General features: G+C 70.5%; 12 protein-coding genes. 11 read left to right on the forward strand and 1 reads right to left on the reverse strand.

What is annotated here, in order from left to right; genetic code table 11:
• Positions 1 to 102: 102 nt before the first annotated feature.
• Positions 103 to 1,911, reverse strand: coding sequence for a glycoside hydrolase family 15 protein (locus tag ACZ67T_RS13560; RefSeq protein ID WP_469984407.1), 1,809 nt, complete (start codon positions 1,909 to 1,911; stop codon positions 103 to 105).
• A 456-nt stretch (positions 1,912 to 2,367) separates the two neighbouring features.
• Between ACZ67T_RS13560 and ACZ67T_RS13565 the strand changes: the two genes are divergently transcribed.
• From ACZ67T_RS13565 to ACZ67T_RS13615, 11 genes are all read left to right on the forward strand, one after another.
• Entirely contained in the window at positions 2,368 to 4,041 is a 1,674-nt protein-coding gene (locus ACZ67T_RS13565) for a CTP synthase (protein WP_469983812.1), read from the forward strand.
• 107 nt (positions 4,042 to 4,148) lie between these two features.
• Positions 4,149 to 4,778, forward strand: a complete 630-nt coding sequence (locus tag ACZ67T_RS13570) for an NUDIX domain-containing protein (protein WP_469983814.1) — start codon at positions 4,149 to 4,151, stop codon at positions 4,776 to 4,778.
• A 183-nt stretch (positions 4,779 to 4,961) separates the two neighbouring features.
• Positions 4,962 to 7,001 (forward strand): tetratricopeptide repeat protein, encoded by a 2,040-nt coding sequence (locus tag ACZ67T_RS13575; protein WP_469983815.1) that lies wholly within the window; start codon positions 4,962 to 4,964, stop codon positions 6,999 to 7,001.
• 144 nt (positions 7,002 to 7,145) lie between these two features.
• Positions 7,146 to 8,261 carry an alanine dehydrogenase gene (ald, locus tag ACZ67T_RS13580; RefSeq protein ID WP_469983816.1) on the forward strand — a complete coding sequence of 372 codons (1,116 nt, stop codon included), beginning with the start codon at positions 7,146 to 7,148 and terminating at the stop codon, positions 8,259 to 8,261.
• A 346-nt stretch (positions 8,262 to 8,607) separates the two neighbouring features.
• Positions 8,608 to 9,777, forward strand: a complete 1,170-nt coding sequence (locus ACZ67T_RS13585) for a ParA family protein (RefSeq protein ID WP_100599009.1) — start codon at positions 8,608 to 8,610, stop codon at positions 9,775 to 9,777.
• Positions 9,762 to 10,313 (forward strand): hypothetical protein, encoded by a 552-nt coding sequence (locus ACZ67T_RS13590; protein ID WP_469983817.1) that lies wholly within the window; start codon positions 9,762 to 9,764, stop codon positions 10,311 to 10,313. The genes ACZ67T_RS13585 and ACZ67T_RS13590 overlap by 16 nt, the downstream gene beginning before the upstream one ends.
• 16 nt (positions 10,314 to 10,329) lie before the next feature.
• The gene (locus ACZ67T_RS13595) at positions 10,330 to 11,502 is read left to right on the forward strand and encodes a segregation and condensation protein A (RefSeq protein ID WP_469983818.1); all 1,173 of its coding nucleotides are present in this window, start codon (positions 10,330 to 10,332) and stop codon (positions 11,500 to 11,502) included.
• Positions 11,499 to 12,152 (forward strand): SMC-Scp complex subunit ScpB, encoded by a 654-nt coding sequence (scpB, locus tag ACZ67T_RS13600; protein ID WP_398377150.1) that lies wholly within the window; start codon positions 11,499 to 11,501, stop codon positions 12,150 to 12,152. Before ACZ67T_RS13595 ends, scpB begins: the two co-directional genes overlap by 4 nt.
• A 12-nt stretch (positions 12,153 to 12,164) precedes the next feature.
• Complete coding sequence (locus ACZ67T_RS13605) at positions 12,165 to 13,397, forward strand: pseudouridine synthase (RefSeq protein WP_469983820.1); 1,233 nt, start codon at positions 12,165 to 12,167, stop codon at positions 13,395 to 13,397.
• 105 nt (positions 13,398 to 13,502) lie between these two features.
• The gene (locus ACZ67T_RS13610) at positions 13,503 to 14,234 is read left to right on the forward strand and encodes an NUDIX hydrolase (RefSeq protein WP_100599034.1); all 732 of its coding nucleotides are present in this window, start codon (positions 13,503 to 13,505) and stop codon (positions 14,232 to 14,234) included.
• Positions 14,231 to 15,235, forward strand: coding sequence for an ADP-ribosylglycohydrolase family protein (locus ACZ67T_RS13615; RefSeq protein ID WP_469983822.1), 1,005 nt, complete (start codon positions 14,231 to 14,233; stop codon positions 15,233 to 15,235). Before ACZ67T_RS13610 ends, ACZ67T_RS13615 begins: the two co-directional genes overlap by 4 nt.
• The last annotated feature ends 63 nt before the right edge of the window (positions 15,236 to 15,298 follow it).

Here is a 15,298-nt window from a genome sequence, read left to right on the forward strand (position 1 = left end):
CGTTCCTGGAAAACCTCCGGCCACCAGGCAGGACGCGCTGACGCCGCCGGCGGCGCGTCCGCAGGGGGAACGCGCCGCCGGAAAGGTGATCAGTGAGCCGGGCTAGCCGCCGTACGCCCCGGAGGCCGTCAGCCGCAGTGCCGTGTCGATCAGCGGCACGTGGCTGAACGCCTGCGGGAAGTTGCCCACCTGGCGCTGCAGACGCGAGTCCCACTCCTCGGCGAGCAGCCCCAGGTCGTTGCGCAGCGACAGGAGCTTCTCGAAGAGGGTGCGGGCCTCGTCCACGCGGCCGATCATCGCCAGGTCGTCGGCCATCCAGAACGAGCAGGCGAGGAACGCGCCCTCGTCGCCCTCCAGGCCGTCGACGCCCGCGTCCTCGCCCGTCGTCGGGTACCGCAGGATGAAACCGTCCGGCGTCGAGAGTTCCCGCTGGATGGCCTCGATCGTGCCGATGACGCGCTTGTCGTCGGGCGGCAGGAAGCCCATCTGCGGGATCAGGAGCAGCGAGGCGTCCAGCTCCTTCGAGCCGTACGACTGGGTGAACGTGTTGCGTTCCTTGTCGTAGCCCCGCTCGCACACGTCCCGGTGGATGTCGTCGCGCAGCCTGCGCCACTTCTCCAGGGGTCCGTCCGCGTCACCCGACTCGATCAGCTTGATCGTGCGGTCCACGGCGACCCACGCCATCACCTTCGAGTGAACGAAGTGCCGGCGCGGCCCGCGTACCTCCCAGATGCCCTCGTCCGGCTCGTCCCAGTGCTTCTCCAGGTAGCGGATCAGCTTGAGCTGGAGCAGGGACGCGTAGTCGTTGCGGGTCAGGCCCGTCATGTGCGCCAGGTGCAGCGCCTCGGTGACCTCGCCGTAGACATCCAGCTGGAGCTGGTGCGCCGCGCCGTTGCCGACCCGCACCGGCGCCGAGTTCTCGTAGCCGGGCAGCCAGTCGAGCTCCGCCTCGCCCAGCTCGCGCTCGCCCGCGATCCCGTACATGATCTGCAGGTTCTCGGGGTCGCCCGCGACCGCACGCAGCAGCCAGTCGCGCCAGGCGCGGGCCTCTTCGCGGTAGCCGGTGCGCAGCATGGACGAGAGGGTGATCGCCGCGTCGCGCAGCCAGGTGTAGCGGTAGTCCCAGTTGCGGACACCGCCGATCTCCTCGGGCAGCGACGTCGTCGGCGCGGCGACGATGCCGCCGGTCGGCGCGTACGTCAGGGCCTTCAGCGTGATCAGCGAACGGACCACGGCCTCGCGGTAGGGCCCGTGGTACGTACAGTGCTCGACCCACTCGCCCCAGAACTCCTCCGTCGCCTCGAGCGACCCCTCGGGGTCGGGGAGGGCCGGCGGCTTCAGGTGAGAGGGCTGCCACGAGAGGGTGAACGCGATCCGGTCACCCGGCGCCACCGTGAAGTCCGAGTACGTCGTCAGGTCCTTGCCGTACGTCTCCGTGGACGAGTCGAGCCACACGGAGTCGGGGCCCGCGACCGCGACCGTGCGGCCGTCTACCTTGTGCACCCACGGCACGATCCGCCCGTACGAGAAACGCATACGCAGCGCCGAGCGCATCGGGACGCGGCCGCTGATGCCCTCCACGATCCTGATCAGCTGCGGTGCGCCGTCACGCGGCGGCATGAAATCGGTCACCCGGACCGTGCCGCGGGGGGTGTCCCATTCGGATTCGAGAATCAGTGAATCGCCGCGGTACGTCCGGCGCGCCGCGGTCGGCGGTTCGGCCTCCGGCGCGTGCGCCGGTCCCAGCCGCCAGAAGCCGTGTTCCTCCGTGCCGAGCAGGCCGGCGAAAATGGCATGCGAGTCGAAGCGTGGGAGGCACAGCCAGTCGACTGTTCCGTCCCGGCAGACCAGGGCAGCGGTCTGCATGTCTCCGATGAGTGCGTAGTCCTCGATGCGCCCGGCCACGTGCATCTCCAGTCGAACGGCCACGTACGCCCCGGGAAGGGCGATCGCTCTGCGGTCTCTGCGGTCAAGGGTTCGTGTTGGTGCGTCGTCATAAAAACGAACTGACGAGCTCTTGTTCCGGGAGTAACGGGCGAGGGTAGTGCCGTTTGCCGGCCTGGCTCGGCAGCGAGTGTCCGAGCAGGATACGACGCAGCGCAGTGATCCGCGCGCCCGTCCCGGCAACCAAGGTGGGCCGAAAGAGTGAGCGGTGGGTGAGGCTTCGGTGATGCCGTGGTGAGGCATGTGCGGAGCGTGGCCGGAAGCAGCCTCGCCCACTCGCTGTTACCCTGGTAGCCCGTGGACCGGTGCGCTTCTGCAAGCAGTCGAAGCCCCCGAACCGCAGCGACGGCACCCCCGGAAATCTCCGGACCAGGCAAGCCGGTACGCATTCCAGACCGCGACCACGGGAGCCCCCTCTTGGCCATGACGCCCAAATCCACGACGACCAAGCACATCTTCGTCACCGGGGGTGTCGCTTCCTCCCTCGGCAAGGGCTTGACGGCCTCCAGCCTGGGTGCGCTCCTCAAGGCGCGTGGTCTGCGGGTCACGATGCAGAAGCTCGACCCGTACCTGAACGTCGACCCCGGCACGATGAACCCCTTCCAGCACGGTGAGGTGTTCGTCACCAACGACGGCGCCGAGACCGACCTGGACATCGGCCACTACGAGCGCTTCCTCGACGTGGATCTCGACGGCACGGCCAACGTCACCACCGGCCAGGTCTACTCCCAGGTGATCGCCAAGGAGCGGCGCGGCGAGTACCTCGGCGACACCGTCCAGGTCATCCCGCACATCACGAACGAGATCAAGCACCGCATCCGCCGCATGGCCACGGACGACGTCGACGTCGTCATCACCGAGGTCGGCGGCACGGTCGGTGACATCGAGTCCCTGCCGTTCCTGGAGACCGTCCGTCAGGTCCGCCACGAGGTGGGCCGCGACAACGTCTTCGTCGTGCACATCTCGCTGCTGCCCTACATCGGCCCCTCCGGCGAGCTGAAGACCAAGCCGACCCAGCACTCGGTCGCCGCCCTGCGCAACATCGGTATCCAGCCGGACGCGATCGTCCTGCGCGCCGACCGCGAGGTGCCCACCGCGATCAAGCGCAAGATCTCCCTGATGTGCGACGTCGACGAGGCGGCCGTGGTCGCGGCCATCGACGCCCCGTCGATCTACGACATCCCCAAGGTCCTGCACACCGAGGGCCTGGACGCCTATGTCGTGCGCAAGCTGGACCTGCCGTTCCGTGACGTGGACTGGACGACCTGGGACGACCTGCTCGACCGCGTCCACAACCCCGACCACGAGATCGTCATGGCGCTCGTGGGCAAGTACATCGACCTGCCCGACGCCTACCTGTCGGTGACCGAGGCGCTGCGCGCCGGCGGCTTCGCCAACAAGGCCCGCGTCAAGATCAAGTGGGTCGCGTCCGACGACTGCAAGACCGCGGCCGGCGCCCGGAAGCAGCTCGGCGACGTGGACGCGATCTGCATCCCCGGCGGCTTCGGCGACCGCGGCGTGTCCGGCAAGGTCGGCGCGATCCAGTACGCCCGCGAGAACAAGATCCCCCTGCTCGGCCTCTGCCTCGGCCTGCAGTGCATCGTGATCGAGGCCGCGCGGAACCTGGCCGACATCCCCGACGCGAACTCCACCGAGTTCGACGCCGCCACCGCCCACCCGGTCATCTCCACGATGGCCGAGCAGCTCGACATCGTCGCCGGTGAGGGCGACATGGGCGGCACCATGCGCCTGGGCATGTACCCGGCGAAGCTCGCCGAGGGCTCCATCGCGCGCGAGGTGTACGACGGCAAGGAGTACGTCGAGGAGCGCCACCGTCACCGCTACGAGGTGAACAACTCCTACCGCGCCGAGCTGGAGAAGAAGGCCGGTCTGCAGTTCTCCGGCACGTCGCCGGACGGCAAGCTCGTCGAGTACGTGGAGTACCCGCGCGAGGTGCACCCTTACCTGGTCGCAACCCAGGCGCACCCTGAGCTCCGCTCCCGCCCGACCCGCCCGCACCCGCTCTTCGCGGGCCTGGTGAAGGCGGCCGTCGAGCGCAAGACCGGCGGCGCGGCGAACGGCAAGAAGGCCAAGTAAGCCATGTAGGACAAGGGTTGTACGGTTGCCGGGGTACGCGCCTTTTGGGGTGCGTGCCCCGGTTTCTGTTACCCCCGGTTTTTATGTGCGTAGGAGGACGTGTCGACATGACGACGATCAAGGACACCGCCGAGGAGTGGGAGGTCCGGGCGACCGCGACCCCCTTCGTCGGGAACAAGACCTCTGTGCGCACCGACGACGTGGTCATGCCCGACGGCTCGGTCGTCCGCCGCGACTACCAGGTCCACCCCGGCTCCGTCGCCGTCCTCGCCCTCGACGACCAGGGCCGCGTCCTGATCCTCAAGCAGTACCGCCACCCCGTGCGGCACAAGCTCTGGGAGATCCCGGCCGGACTGCTCGACATCCCCGGCGAGAACCCGCTGCACGCGGCCCAGCGCGAGCTCTACGAGGAGGCGCACGTCAAGGCCGAGGACTGGCGCGTCCTCACCGACGTCTACACGACGCCCGGGGGCTGCTCCGAGGCCGTCCGCGTCTTCCTGGCCCGTGACCTGTCCGAGGCGGAGGGCGAGCGCTTCGAGGTGGAGGACGAGGAGGCCGACATGGAGCTGGCCCGCGTCCCCCTGGAGGAGCTCGTACGCGGCGTGCTGGCCGGTGAGCTGCACAACAACTGCCTGGTGGTGGGCGTGCTCGCGCTGACCGCCGCGCAGGCCGGTGGCGGCGTGGAGTCGCTGCGGCCGGCCGAGGCCCCCTGGCCCGCCCGTCCGTTCGAGGCATAGGCGCAGAGCTGTGCACCGGAGGGGCCGATTCCCGTCGACCTCTCCGGTCACACCATCCGCTGATCCGATTGAGGGACATCCCCGCGCCGCCCGCCGGGGAACGCCGTTCCGCCTGAACTAGGCTCTGAAAGCGTCCCGCCCGAACCTCCGGCGGGTTCGGCACAGGTGGACGGAGCGTGGCCCGTGACGGATCAGGCGGTCGAACCGAAGGACGGACTGAAAAACAGTCAGTTCCTGGGCCGCAGCCGTGAGTTGAAGGAACTGCGCACCGACATCGAGCGCGCGGGACTCGACACGATCGCCGGACGCAAAGCGCCACGCGCGCGCGTGCTGCTCATCGCGGGACGCCCCGGATCCGGTCGCACCGCGCTCGCCGAGGAACTCCTGAGCCAGGTCGCCGCCGACTATCCGGACGGCATCCTGCGGACCCGCCTCACCGCCCCGGACGGCATCCGCGTCCCGACCGAACGCACCGCGCGCGAGCTGCTCGACAGCCTCGACCTCCCGGCACCCCCCGGCGAGGGCGAGGACGACCTCGCCGAGCGGCTGCGTGAAGGACTCTCCGTACGCCGGGCCGTGCTGTTCCTCGACGACGCGGCGGACGCCGAACAGGTAGACCCGCTGCTCCCGGACAACCCCGACTGCCTGGTCGTCGCCGTGTCCGAGGGGCCGCTGACCGGAATCTCCGACGTGCGGCCCTGCACGCTCGGCGGCCTCGACACGAAATCCGCGCTCGAGCTGCTCGGCCGGCACACCGGATCGGTCCGCATCACCGTCGACCCGCGCTCCGCGGAGTCCCTCGTCGAGGAGTGCGGGTCCCAGCCCGCGGCGCTGATGCTGGCGGGCGGCTGGCTCGCCGTACGTCCCAAGGAGGCCGTGGCGGACCTGGCCAAGCAGCTGCACGCCAAGACCGACGACGGCACCGCGCTCGCCCGCGTCTTCCAGCACGCCTACGCGTCCCTGCCGGTGCCCGCCGCCCGGATACTCCGCTACTTGTCCCTGGCACCCGAGGGCCATGTCGACCCGCACACCGCGTCGGCGCTGGCCGGCTGCTCCGTCTCCGCCGCCCAGGCCACCCTCTCCGACTTCACCGTGCTGGGCCTGATCGGGCGGATCGACTCCGAGCTGCCGCAGTACGAGGTGCCCGGCTGCCTGATGCCGCTGCTGCGGGGCCTGACCGAGGCCCACGACCGGCCCGGCGAGCTGCAGCTCGCCCGCGCCCGGATGCTGGAGCGCACGGTGCGCCTGCTCCAGTCCTGCCGCGCGATCACCGAACCGGAAGGCTCGCCCGCCCGCAAGAAGCTCGCGGGGCTGCCCCGCGCCCTGCGCTTCCAGAACCCCGCTGCGGGCGCCGAGTGGCTGCGGGTCCGGCGGCCCGCGCTCCTGGCCGCCGCCCGCCTCGCCGTCGCCGACGGGGAGCTCGACACGCTGGCCAGGCGCCTGATGGCGGCCCTGACGCGGGCCCTGGCCGCCCACGTCGGCGCCGAGGCCGCCGCCCCCGACCTCTACGGCATCCACCGCCTCGTCCTCGACGTCGCCGAGCGCAGGAAGCTGCCCCGCGAGAAGGCCGCGGCCCTCCTGAACCTCGCCGACCTCGACGCGCGGACCGGCCGCACCAAGGAGGCGCTCACCCGCTACCGGGCCGCTCTGGACGCCGGACGCGAAGCCAGGGACCCGTACGCGACCGGCCGCGCGATGGAATCCGTAGGCGGTACGTACCAGGAGCTGGGGGACTGGCACCGGGCCGCCGACTGGTACGGGCGCGCCCTCGCCCAGCGGCTCACCCGCGGCGAGCGCGCCGACGCCGCGCGGCTGCACGGACGCATCGGCACGGTGAACACGTACGCGGGCCGCTACGGCGACGCGCTGCGCAACTGGCGCTCGGCCGCCGCCGGGTACCGCAAGGAGGGTGATGTCGCGGCTCAGGCGCGGGCGTTGAGCGAGATGGCGCGTGTCCAGGAGTACGCGGGCCGGCCCGAGGAGTCGCTGCGCACCTGCCATGAAGCGGTCGAGTGGGCGCGCCAGGCCAAGGACGTGCGACTGCAGGCCGCGCTGCAGCTCCGCCTGGCCGACACGCTCGACCGGCTCGGCGACCCCGCGGCCGCCAAACTGCACCGTGGTGCGGCCGAGCGCATGCTGGGAGAGGAGCTGCCGATCGAAGGAAAGACCCCAGAGCAGGGCGCTGAGACCTACGAAATCCGCAGTGCATCCGAAGAAGATTGATGCTTTGAAAGGCTAGACAGCTAGAAATCCTTCATTAGACTGGCTCCGCCGCGTACTTCCGTGGTGTCTCCCGGTGCGCCCCCTGACGCACGGGTATGTAGTGCATTGCCCGAGAAATCCCTGAGCCAAGGACCGTGATCGACGATGAAGGTCGGCATCCCCCGCGAGGTCAAGAACAACGAGTTCCGGGTGGCCATCACCCCCGCCGGTGTGCACGAGCTCGTGCGCAACGGCCACCAGGTCTTCGTCGAGCAGAACGCCGGTGTCGGCTCCTCGATCACGGACGACGAGTACGTCTCGGCCGGCGCGCAGATCCTCGGCACCGCCGACGAGGTCTGGGCCACCGCTGACCTGCTCCTGAAGGTCAAGGAGCCGATCGCGGAGGAGTACCACCGCCTCCGCAAGGACCAGACGCTCTTCACCTACCTGCACCTCGCCGCCTCCAAGGAGTGCACGGACGCGCTCCTGGAGTCCGGCACCACCGCCATCGCCTACGAGACGGTCGAGACCGCGAACCGCGCGCTCCCGCTGCTCGCCCCGATGTCCGAGGTCGCGGGCCGCCTGGCCCCGCAGGTCGGCGCCTACCAGCTGATGGCCGCCAACGGCGGCCGCGGCGTCCTGCCGGGCGGTGTCCCGGGCGTGCTCGCCGCCAGGGCCGTCGTCATCGGCGGTGGCGTCTCCGGCTGGAACGCCGCGCAGATCGCCATCGGCATGGGCTTCCACGTGACCCTGCTCGACCGCGACATCAACAAGCTCAAGGAAGCCGACAAGATCTTCGGTACGAAGATCCAGACCGTCGTCTCCAACGCCTTCGAGCTCGAGAAGGCGTGCCTCGAGGCCGACCTCGTCATCGGTGCCGTCCTCATCCCGGGCGCCAAGGCCCCGAAGCTGGTCACCAACGAGCTCGTCTCCCGCATGAAGCCGGGAAGTGTCCTTGTCGACATTGCGATCGACCAGGGCGGCTGCTTCGAGGACTCGCACCCGACGACGCACGCCGAGCCGACCTTCCCGGTCCACAACTCGGTCTTCTACTGCGTCGCCAACATGCCCGGCGCCGTGCCCAACACGTCGACCTACGCGCTGACGAACGCCACGCTGCCGTACATCGTCGAGCTCGCGAACCGCGGCTGGGTCGAGGCCCTGCGCCGCGACCCGGCGCTCGCCCTGGGTCTCAACACCCATGACGGCAAGGTCGTTTACCGCGAGGTCGCCGAGTCCCACGGCCTCGAGTACACCGAGCTGGAGTCCCTGCTCGGCTGACGCCGACGACTCACCGACCACTTTCGTCAACGGAAGTCGTCAATCTCACGCATACGGCCGGACCTTGTGAGGGGTCCGGCCGTATGCGTATCACTTGCGCATCAATGCGGACTTGGTCAACTCGCCTCGAACGTAACCCTTTAACCGATTCGCGCACCCGCGAAACGCTTCGAACCGACGCCGTGCACCCTTGACACAAGGGTGTTCCGTTGCCGACACATCGGGCCGGGTACGGCGGATTGTGTTGCTGCGGACCGGTGACACGCCATAGAGTCGCCAACCGTCGGCATGGTGCCACGCTGACCTATCTAGAAGTTTCCTGGTCACCAAGGAGGTAAGACGACTTGTGAATGAGTCGACATTTACTCCCGGGGGTGGTCAACCAGGAACGGTTGCGAGGGAGCAAGGTCCCGCGGGGCTCGAGGCTGTCGGCTCCGTCGCGGTCCGTACCTTTGCCGCCCGTCAGAGCAGCCCCCTGCAGACGCAGACAGCACCCCAGAGCATGGATGGCCATCACGTGAACGCCATGGCCGGCGACCGAAGTGGCGAACGCACCCACTTCGCCGACTACGACGAACTGCCCGAGGGGCACTTCTACGACCCCGACGCCGAGTACGAGCCGGACCCCGAGTACGCGGCGACGCTCGCGCCCGACGCTGCCCGTCAGCGCCGCGAGCGTGTCGGCCCGACCGGGCGCCCGCTCCCGTACTTCCCGATCCCAGGCCCGCTGACCGACCACGGCCCCGCGAAGATCATCGCGATGTGCAACCAGAAGGGCGGCGTCGGCAAGACCACGTCGACCATCAACCTGGGTGCCGCGCTCGCGGAGTACGGACGCCGGGTCCTGCTCGTCGACTTCGACCCGCAGGGCGCGCTCTCGGTCGGTCTCGGCGTGAACCCGATGGAACTCGACCTGACGGTCTACAACCTGCTCATGGAGCGGGGCATGGCCGCGGACGAGGTCCTCCTGAAGACCGCGGTCCCGAACATGGACCTGCTGCCGAGCAACATCGACCTGTCCGCCGCCGAAGTGCAGTTGGTGAGCGAGGTCGCGCGCGAGTCCACGCTCCAGCGGGCGCTGAAGCCGCTGATGGCCGACTACGACTACATCGTGATCGACTGTCAGCCCTCGCTCGGCCTGCTCACCGTGAACGCCCTGACGGCGGCTCACAAGGTGATCGTGCCGCTCGAATGCGAGTTCTTCGCGCTGCGCGGTGTCGCGCTGCTCACGGAGACCATCGAGAAGGTCCAGGAGCGGCTCAACCCCGACCTGGAGCTCGACGGCATCCTCGCCACGATGTACGACTCCCGCACGGTGCACAGCCGTGAGGTGCTCGCACGTGTGGTCGAGGCGTTCGACGATCACGTCTACCACACGGTGATCGGCCGGACCGTGCGCTTCCCGGAGACCACGGTCGCCGGTGAGCCGATCACGACGTACGCCTCCAACTCGGTCGGCGCGGCCGCCTATCGCCAGCTCGCCAGGGAGGTGCTCGCCCGGTGTCACGCCGAGTGAGTCTGCCGGGGGCCGACGAACTGTTCCGTACGACCGGGGGGATGGGGCTCCAGGCCTCCTCCCCGAGGCGCCCGGTCAACGGCGAGGCGCGGGTGCCCGCGCCGGCGGGTGAGAGCGACGCCGTCGCCGCCGAGGAGAAGCCGCGCGGCGAGGGCGGTGAGAGCGCCGAACACGCGGCGGCTGACGACGAGTCGGGCGAGTCCCGCAGCCGTGCCACCGAGGGCGACAAGCCCGCGGGGCGCCGTCCGCCGCAGGGGCAGGAGGGTTCTGCCTCCGCGGGGTCGTCGCGCAAGCGCTCCCGGGCTGCCGCCAACCGGCGGCCCAGCGGGCGTGAGCGCCACGACGAGAAGATCACGGTGTATGTCTCCGCCGAGGAGCTGATGGACCTCGAGCACGCGCGCCTCGTGCTCCGCGGGGAGCACGGGCTCGCCGTGGACCGCGGCCGCATCGTCCGCGAAGCGGTCGCCGTCGTGCTGGCCGACCTCGAATCGCGCGGAGACGCGAGCATTCTCGTACGCCGACTGCGCGGGCGGTAGCGGTAACGTCCGCCTGATGCCCGCGAACGACGACGACTCCTCCACGCCCGGCCGGGGCGCGCGGCGGCGCGCGCTGGGCCGGGGGCCGGGGACGACACGGCTGCCGGCGCCTGAGCCGGAGGTTGTTCCCGAGCCGGAGGTTGTTCCCGAGCCGGAGGTTGTTCCTGAGCCGGACGTTGTTCCCGAGCCGGAGCTCGCTGCTGAGCCGGACTTCGTTCCCGAGCCGGATGTCGGCCCGGAGCCGGAAGTTCACGAGCTTGCGGATCCCGGTCCGGATCCGGGGATTCAGGAGCCCGCGGGCTCCGACCCGGAACCGGAACCCGAGCAGCCTGTGCCCGATGACGGGCGGTTCAAGGTACGGCTGGCGAACTTCGAGGGGCCCTTCGATCTGCTCCTCCAGCTGATCTCCAAGCACAAGCTGGACGTCACCGAGGTCGCCCTGTCGAAAGTGACCGACGAGTTCATGGTGCACATCCGCGCCAGGGGCCCCGAGTGGGATCTCGACCAGACCACCGAGTTCCTCGTCGTCGCCGCCACGCTCCTCGATCTCAAGGCCGCCCGGCTGCTGCCGACCGCCGAGGTCGAGGACGAGGCCGACCTCGCGCTCCTCGAAGCGCGTGACCTCCTGTTCGCCCGGCTGCTCCAGTACCGCGCGTACAAGAAGATCGCCGACATCTTCAGCGAGCGGCTCGACGAGGAGGCGCGGCGCTATCCGCGGACCGTCGGTCTGGAGCCGCACCACGCCGAGCTGCTGCCGGAAGTCGTCATCAGCATCGGGGCGGAAGGATTCGCCCGGCTCGCGGTGAAGGCCATGCAGCCCAGGCCCAAGCCCCAGGTGTACGTCGACCACATCCACGCCCCGCTGGTCAGCGTGCGGGAGCAGGCCGGGCTCGTGGTGGCGCGGCTGCGGGAGCTGGGCGAGGCGAGTTTCCGGGTGCTGGTGGAGGACACCGACGACACCCTGACCGTCGTGGCCCGCTTCCTGGCGCTCCTCGAGCTGTACCGGGAGAAGGCCGTGAGCCTGGAGCAGGACGAGGCGCTGGGGGAGCTTCTCGTGCGCTGGACCGGCGGGGAGAACGAGGGGGAGCCGACCGTCACGGACGAGTTCGACAGGCCTCCCGAGACGGCCGGCAAAGACGGGGAAGAGACGAAGGCCGAGCGGGGCGGGGCGGAGGAGGAGCAGGCATGACGGGCATGAGCGGGCAGGAAGTCGTCGCCGGGGCCGACCGGGTCGCCGAGCTGGATCTCAGGCCGGCCCTGGAGGCCGTACTGATGGTCGTCGACGAGCCGGCGACCGAGGAGCACCTCGCGAAGATCCTGGACCGGCCCCGAAGGGCCGTGGCGGACGCTCTGCGGGCGCTGGCCGACGAGTACACGGTTCAGGGCCGCGGCTTCGAGCTGAGGCTCGTGGCGGGCGGCTGGCGGTTCTACACCCGGCCGCAGTACGCGGCGGCCGTGGAGCGTTTCGTGCTCGACGGGCAGCAGGCCCGGCTCACCCAGGCGGCCCTGGAGACGCTCGCGGTCGTCGCGTACCGCCAGCCGGTCAGCCGCTCGCGGGTCTCCGCGGTGCGCGGAGTGAACTGTGACGGTGTGATGCGGACCCTCCTCCAGAGGGGCCTCGTGGAGGAGGCGGGCGCGGAACCCGAAACAAGTGCGATCCTGTACAGGACGACGAACTACTTTCTGGAGCGGATGGGCCTGCGCGGCCTGGACGAGCTCCCGGAACTCGCGCCCTTCCTTCCGGAGGCGGACGCGATCGAGGCCGAGACGCAGGAAGGGGTCCCGTCGTTCGACCCGGACGCACCCGATGCGCCGGGTTACGAGGACGCAGACGACTAGACGGAACTTTTGATGCGAAGCAGCAGCAGCGGCAGGAACAGCAGCGGAAACAACGGCGGGAGCCGTGGTGGCAACAGCGGCGGCCGCGGCGGCAGCACGGGCGGCGGTGGCCGTGGCGGCAGCACGGGCGGCGGTGGCCGTGGAGGCAGCACGGGCGGCGGTGGCCGTGGCGGCAGCGGTGCTCGCGGCGGCAGCGGCGGCGGTCGCGGCAACTACCGGGGTGCCGGCAACGACCGTGACGACAAGCAGGGTCGTCCGAGCAAGCCGCGTCCCGAGGAGCGTCGCTACGACGTGAGCCCCGGCGACAGTGGCGGCGCCGGGCCGAGGAGGGGCCGGGGCGCGGCAGCGCGCGGCGGCGCCAAGGGCGGCCCCCGCGCCTCTCAGGGCACCGGTGCCCGCGGCAGCGGTCGCGGCGCCCCGTCGACCTCTCGCGAGTACGACGTCCGGCAGGAGGAGCGCAACCGCGACCGTTACGCGGGCAAGCCCACCGTCAAGACCCCCAAGACCTTCCCGGGCGCCGAGCAGGAGGGCGAGCGGCTCCAGAAGGTGCTCGCGCGGGCCGGTTACGGCTCCCGGCGCGCCTGCGAGGAGCTCGTCGAGCAGGCCAGGGTCGAGGTCAACGGTCAGATCGTGCTCGAGCAGGGTCTGCGCGTCGACCCGGAGAATGACGAGATCAAGGTCGACGGCCTGACCGTGGCCACGCAGTCGTACCAGTTCTTCGCGCTGAACAAGCCGGCCGGTGTCGTCTCCACCATGGAGGACCCCGACGGCCGCCAGTGCCTGGGTGACTACACGAACAACCGCGAGACGCGGCTGTTCCACGTCGGTCGGCTCGACACCGAGACGGAGGGCATCATTCTGCTCACCAACCACGGAGAGCTGGCCCACCGCCTCACGCACCCCAAGTACGGCGTGAAGAAGACCTACCTCGCGCACATCGTGGGCCCGATCCCGCGCGACCTGGGCAAGCAGCTCAAGGACGGCATCCAGCTGGAGGACGGGTACGCGAAGGCGGACCACTTCCGTGTCGTCGAGCAGACCGGCAAGAACTACCTCGTCGAGGTCACCCTGCACGAGGGCCGCAAGCACATCGTGCGGCGCATGCTCGCGGAGGCCGGTTTCCCGGTCGACAAGCTGGTGCGGGTGTCCTTCGGGCCGATCGCGCTGGGCGACCAGAAGTCGGGCTGGCTGCGCCGCCTGTCCAACACCGAGGTCGGCATGCTGATGCAGGACGTCGACCTCTGAGCGGTCTTCAGCAGCACCCGGGCCCGCCGCTGAGGCGGTGCCTGGCTCTTGTGTGTGCCACCCCCCTCTCTTTATAGTCGCTAAGACCATAAAGAGAGGGGGGTGGTGTGCGTGCAGGGCTATGACAAGTACGCCTTCGAGCCCTTCGCCGTCACCGTCGATCTGGCCGTGTTCACGATCCGGGACGGCGCGCTGAGGGTGCTGCTCGTCGAGCGGGGACAGGACCCGTACGCGGGACGCCTGGCACTGCCCGGCGGTTTCGTCCTGCCCGACGAGTCCGCGGAGACGGCGGCGGCGCGCGAACTGGCCGAGGAGACCGGCCTGTCCGACGTCACCGGACTGCACCTGGAACAGCTGCGCACCTACAGCGACCCGGACCGCGACCCCCGCATGCGGGTCGTCTCCGTCGCGTTCGCGGCCCTGGTGCCCGATCCGCCCGAGGTGCGCGGGGGCGGTGACGCCGCCCGCGCGGACTGGCTGCCGTACGGCACGGGCGCGTACGGCCCGCTCGCCTTCGACCACGACCGGATCCTCACCGACGCGCACGACCGCGTCGGCGCCGGCATCGAGAACACCTGCCTGGCCACGGCCTTCTGCCCGCCCGAGTTCACCCTCGGCGAGCTGCGGGGGGTCTACGAAGCGGTGTGGGGCGCCGGCCTCGACCCCGCCAACTTCCGGCGCAAGGTCCTCGCCACCCCGGGCTTCGTCGAACCGGTGCACGGTGCCGCCCGGCTCACCGGCGGCCGCGGGAAGCCCGCCGCGCTCTACAAGGCCGGGCCCGCCACCGCCCTGCACCCGCCCCTGCTCAGGCCCCCCGCGGAAGGACGACCCTCATGAAGAAGCGTGCCGCGACCGGCTCCCTCACAGGGCTCGCCCTGGGGGACGCGCTCGGCTTCCCGACCGAGTTCAACGACGTGCCGTCGATCCTCGCCAAGTGCGGTCCCTGGCGGCAGATGGCCCTGCCCAGGCCCGCGATCGTCACCGACGACACCCAGATGACGCTCGCCCTGGGGCGCGGCCTGCGCACCGCGATGGACCGCGGCGTGCTCGCGCCGCTGCGGATGACGCGGCCCGTGCGCGAGGAGTTCATCGACTGGTACCAGTCGCCGGAGAACAACCGTGCCCCCGGCAGGACCTGCCTCCAGGCCTGCGACCTCCTCACGCGCGGCAAGCGCTGGCAGGAGGCCAGCCGCACCGGGTCCAAGGGCTGCGGCGCCAACATGCGCGTCGCGCCGGTCGGCCTGGTCCCCGGCCTCAGCGACGAACAGCGCGCGGGCGCCGCCCAGTTGCAGTCCGGACTCACCCACGGCCACCCCACGGCCCTCGCCGCCTCCGACCTCACCGCGCACGCCGTCCGCCTCCTCGCCCAGGGCGCCGAGCCGGCCGGCCTCGTCGGGATGCTGCGCTCGTACGCGTACGAGAACCGGCGGAAGTACCACGAGGCGTGGCTCGGCGACCTGTGGGCGCACGCCGCCGACCCGAGCCCGGAGCACTTCATCGCGCGCGGCTGGGACGACTGCCTGGCCGCGCTCGAACGGCTCCAGGAGGCGCTGCGCTCACCGTCGCCCGAGACCGACCCGTGTCTGGCCACCGGGGCGGGCTGGATCGCCGAGGAGGCGCTGGCCACCGGCCTGCTCTGCTTCCTGCTCTTCGTCGACGAACCCGTCACCGCCCTGCGCCGCGCCGCCTGCACCTCGGGCGACTCGGACTCGATCGCCTGCCTCACGGGGGCCTTCGCCGGGGCGTACCTGGGCGACGAGGTGTGGCCGGCGGACTGGTCGGAACGGATCGAGTACCGGAGCGACCTGCTGTCGCTCGGCGCGCTCTGGGACGCCTGAATCGATGACGACGCACGACGCCATGACTGCGGGCGAAGCCATGAAGGCAGGCGAAGCCGTGAC

The sequence above is a fragment of the Streptomyces sp. NPDC107517 genome, from assembly GCF_055582645.1.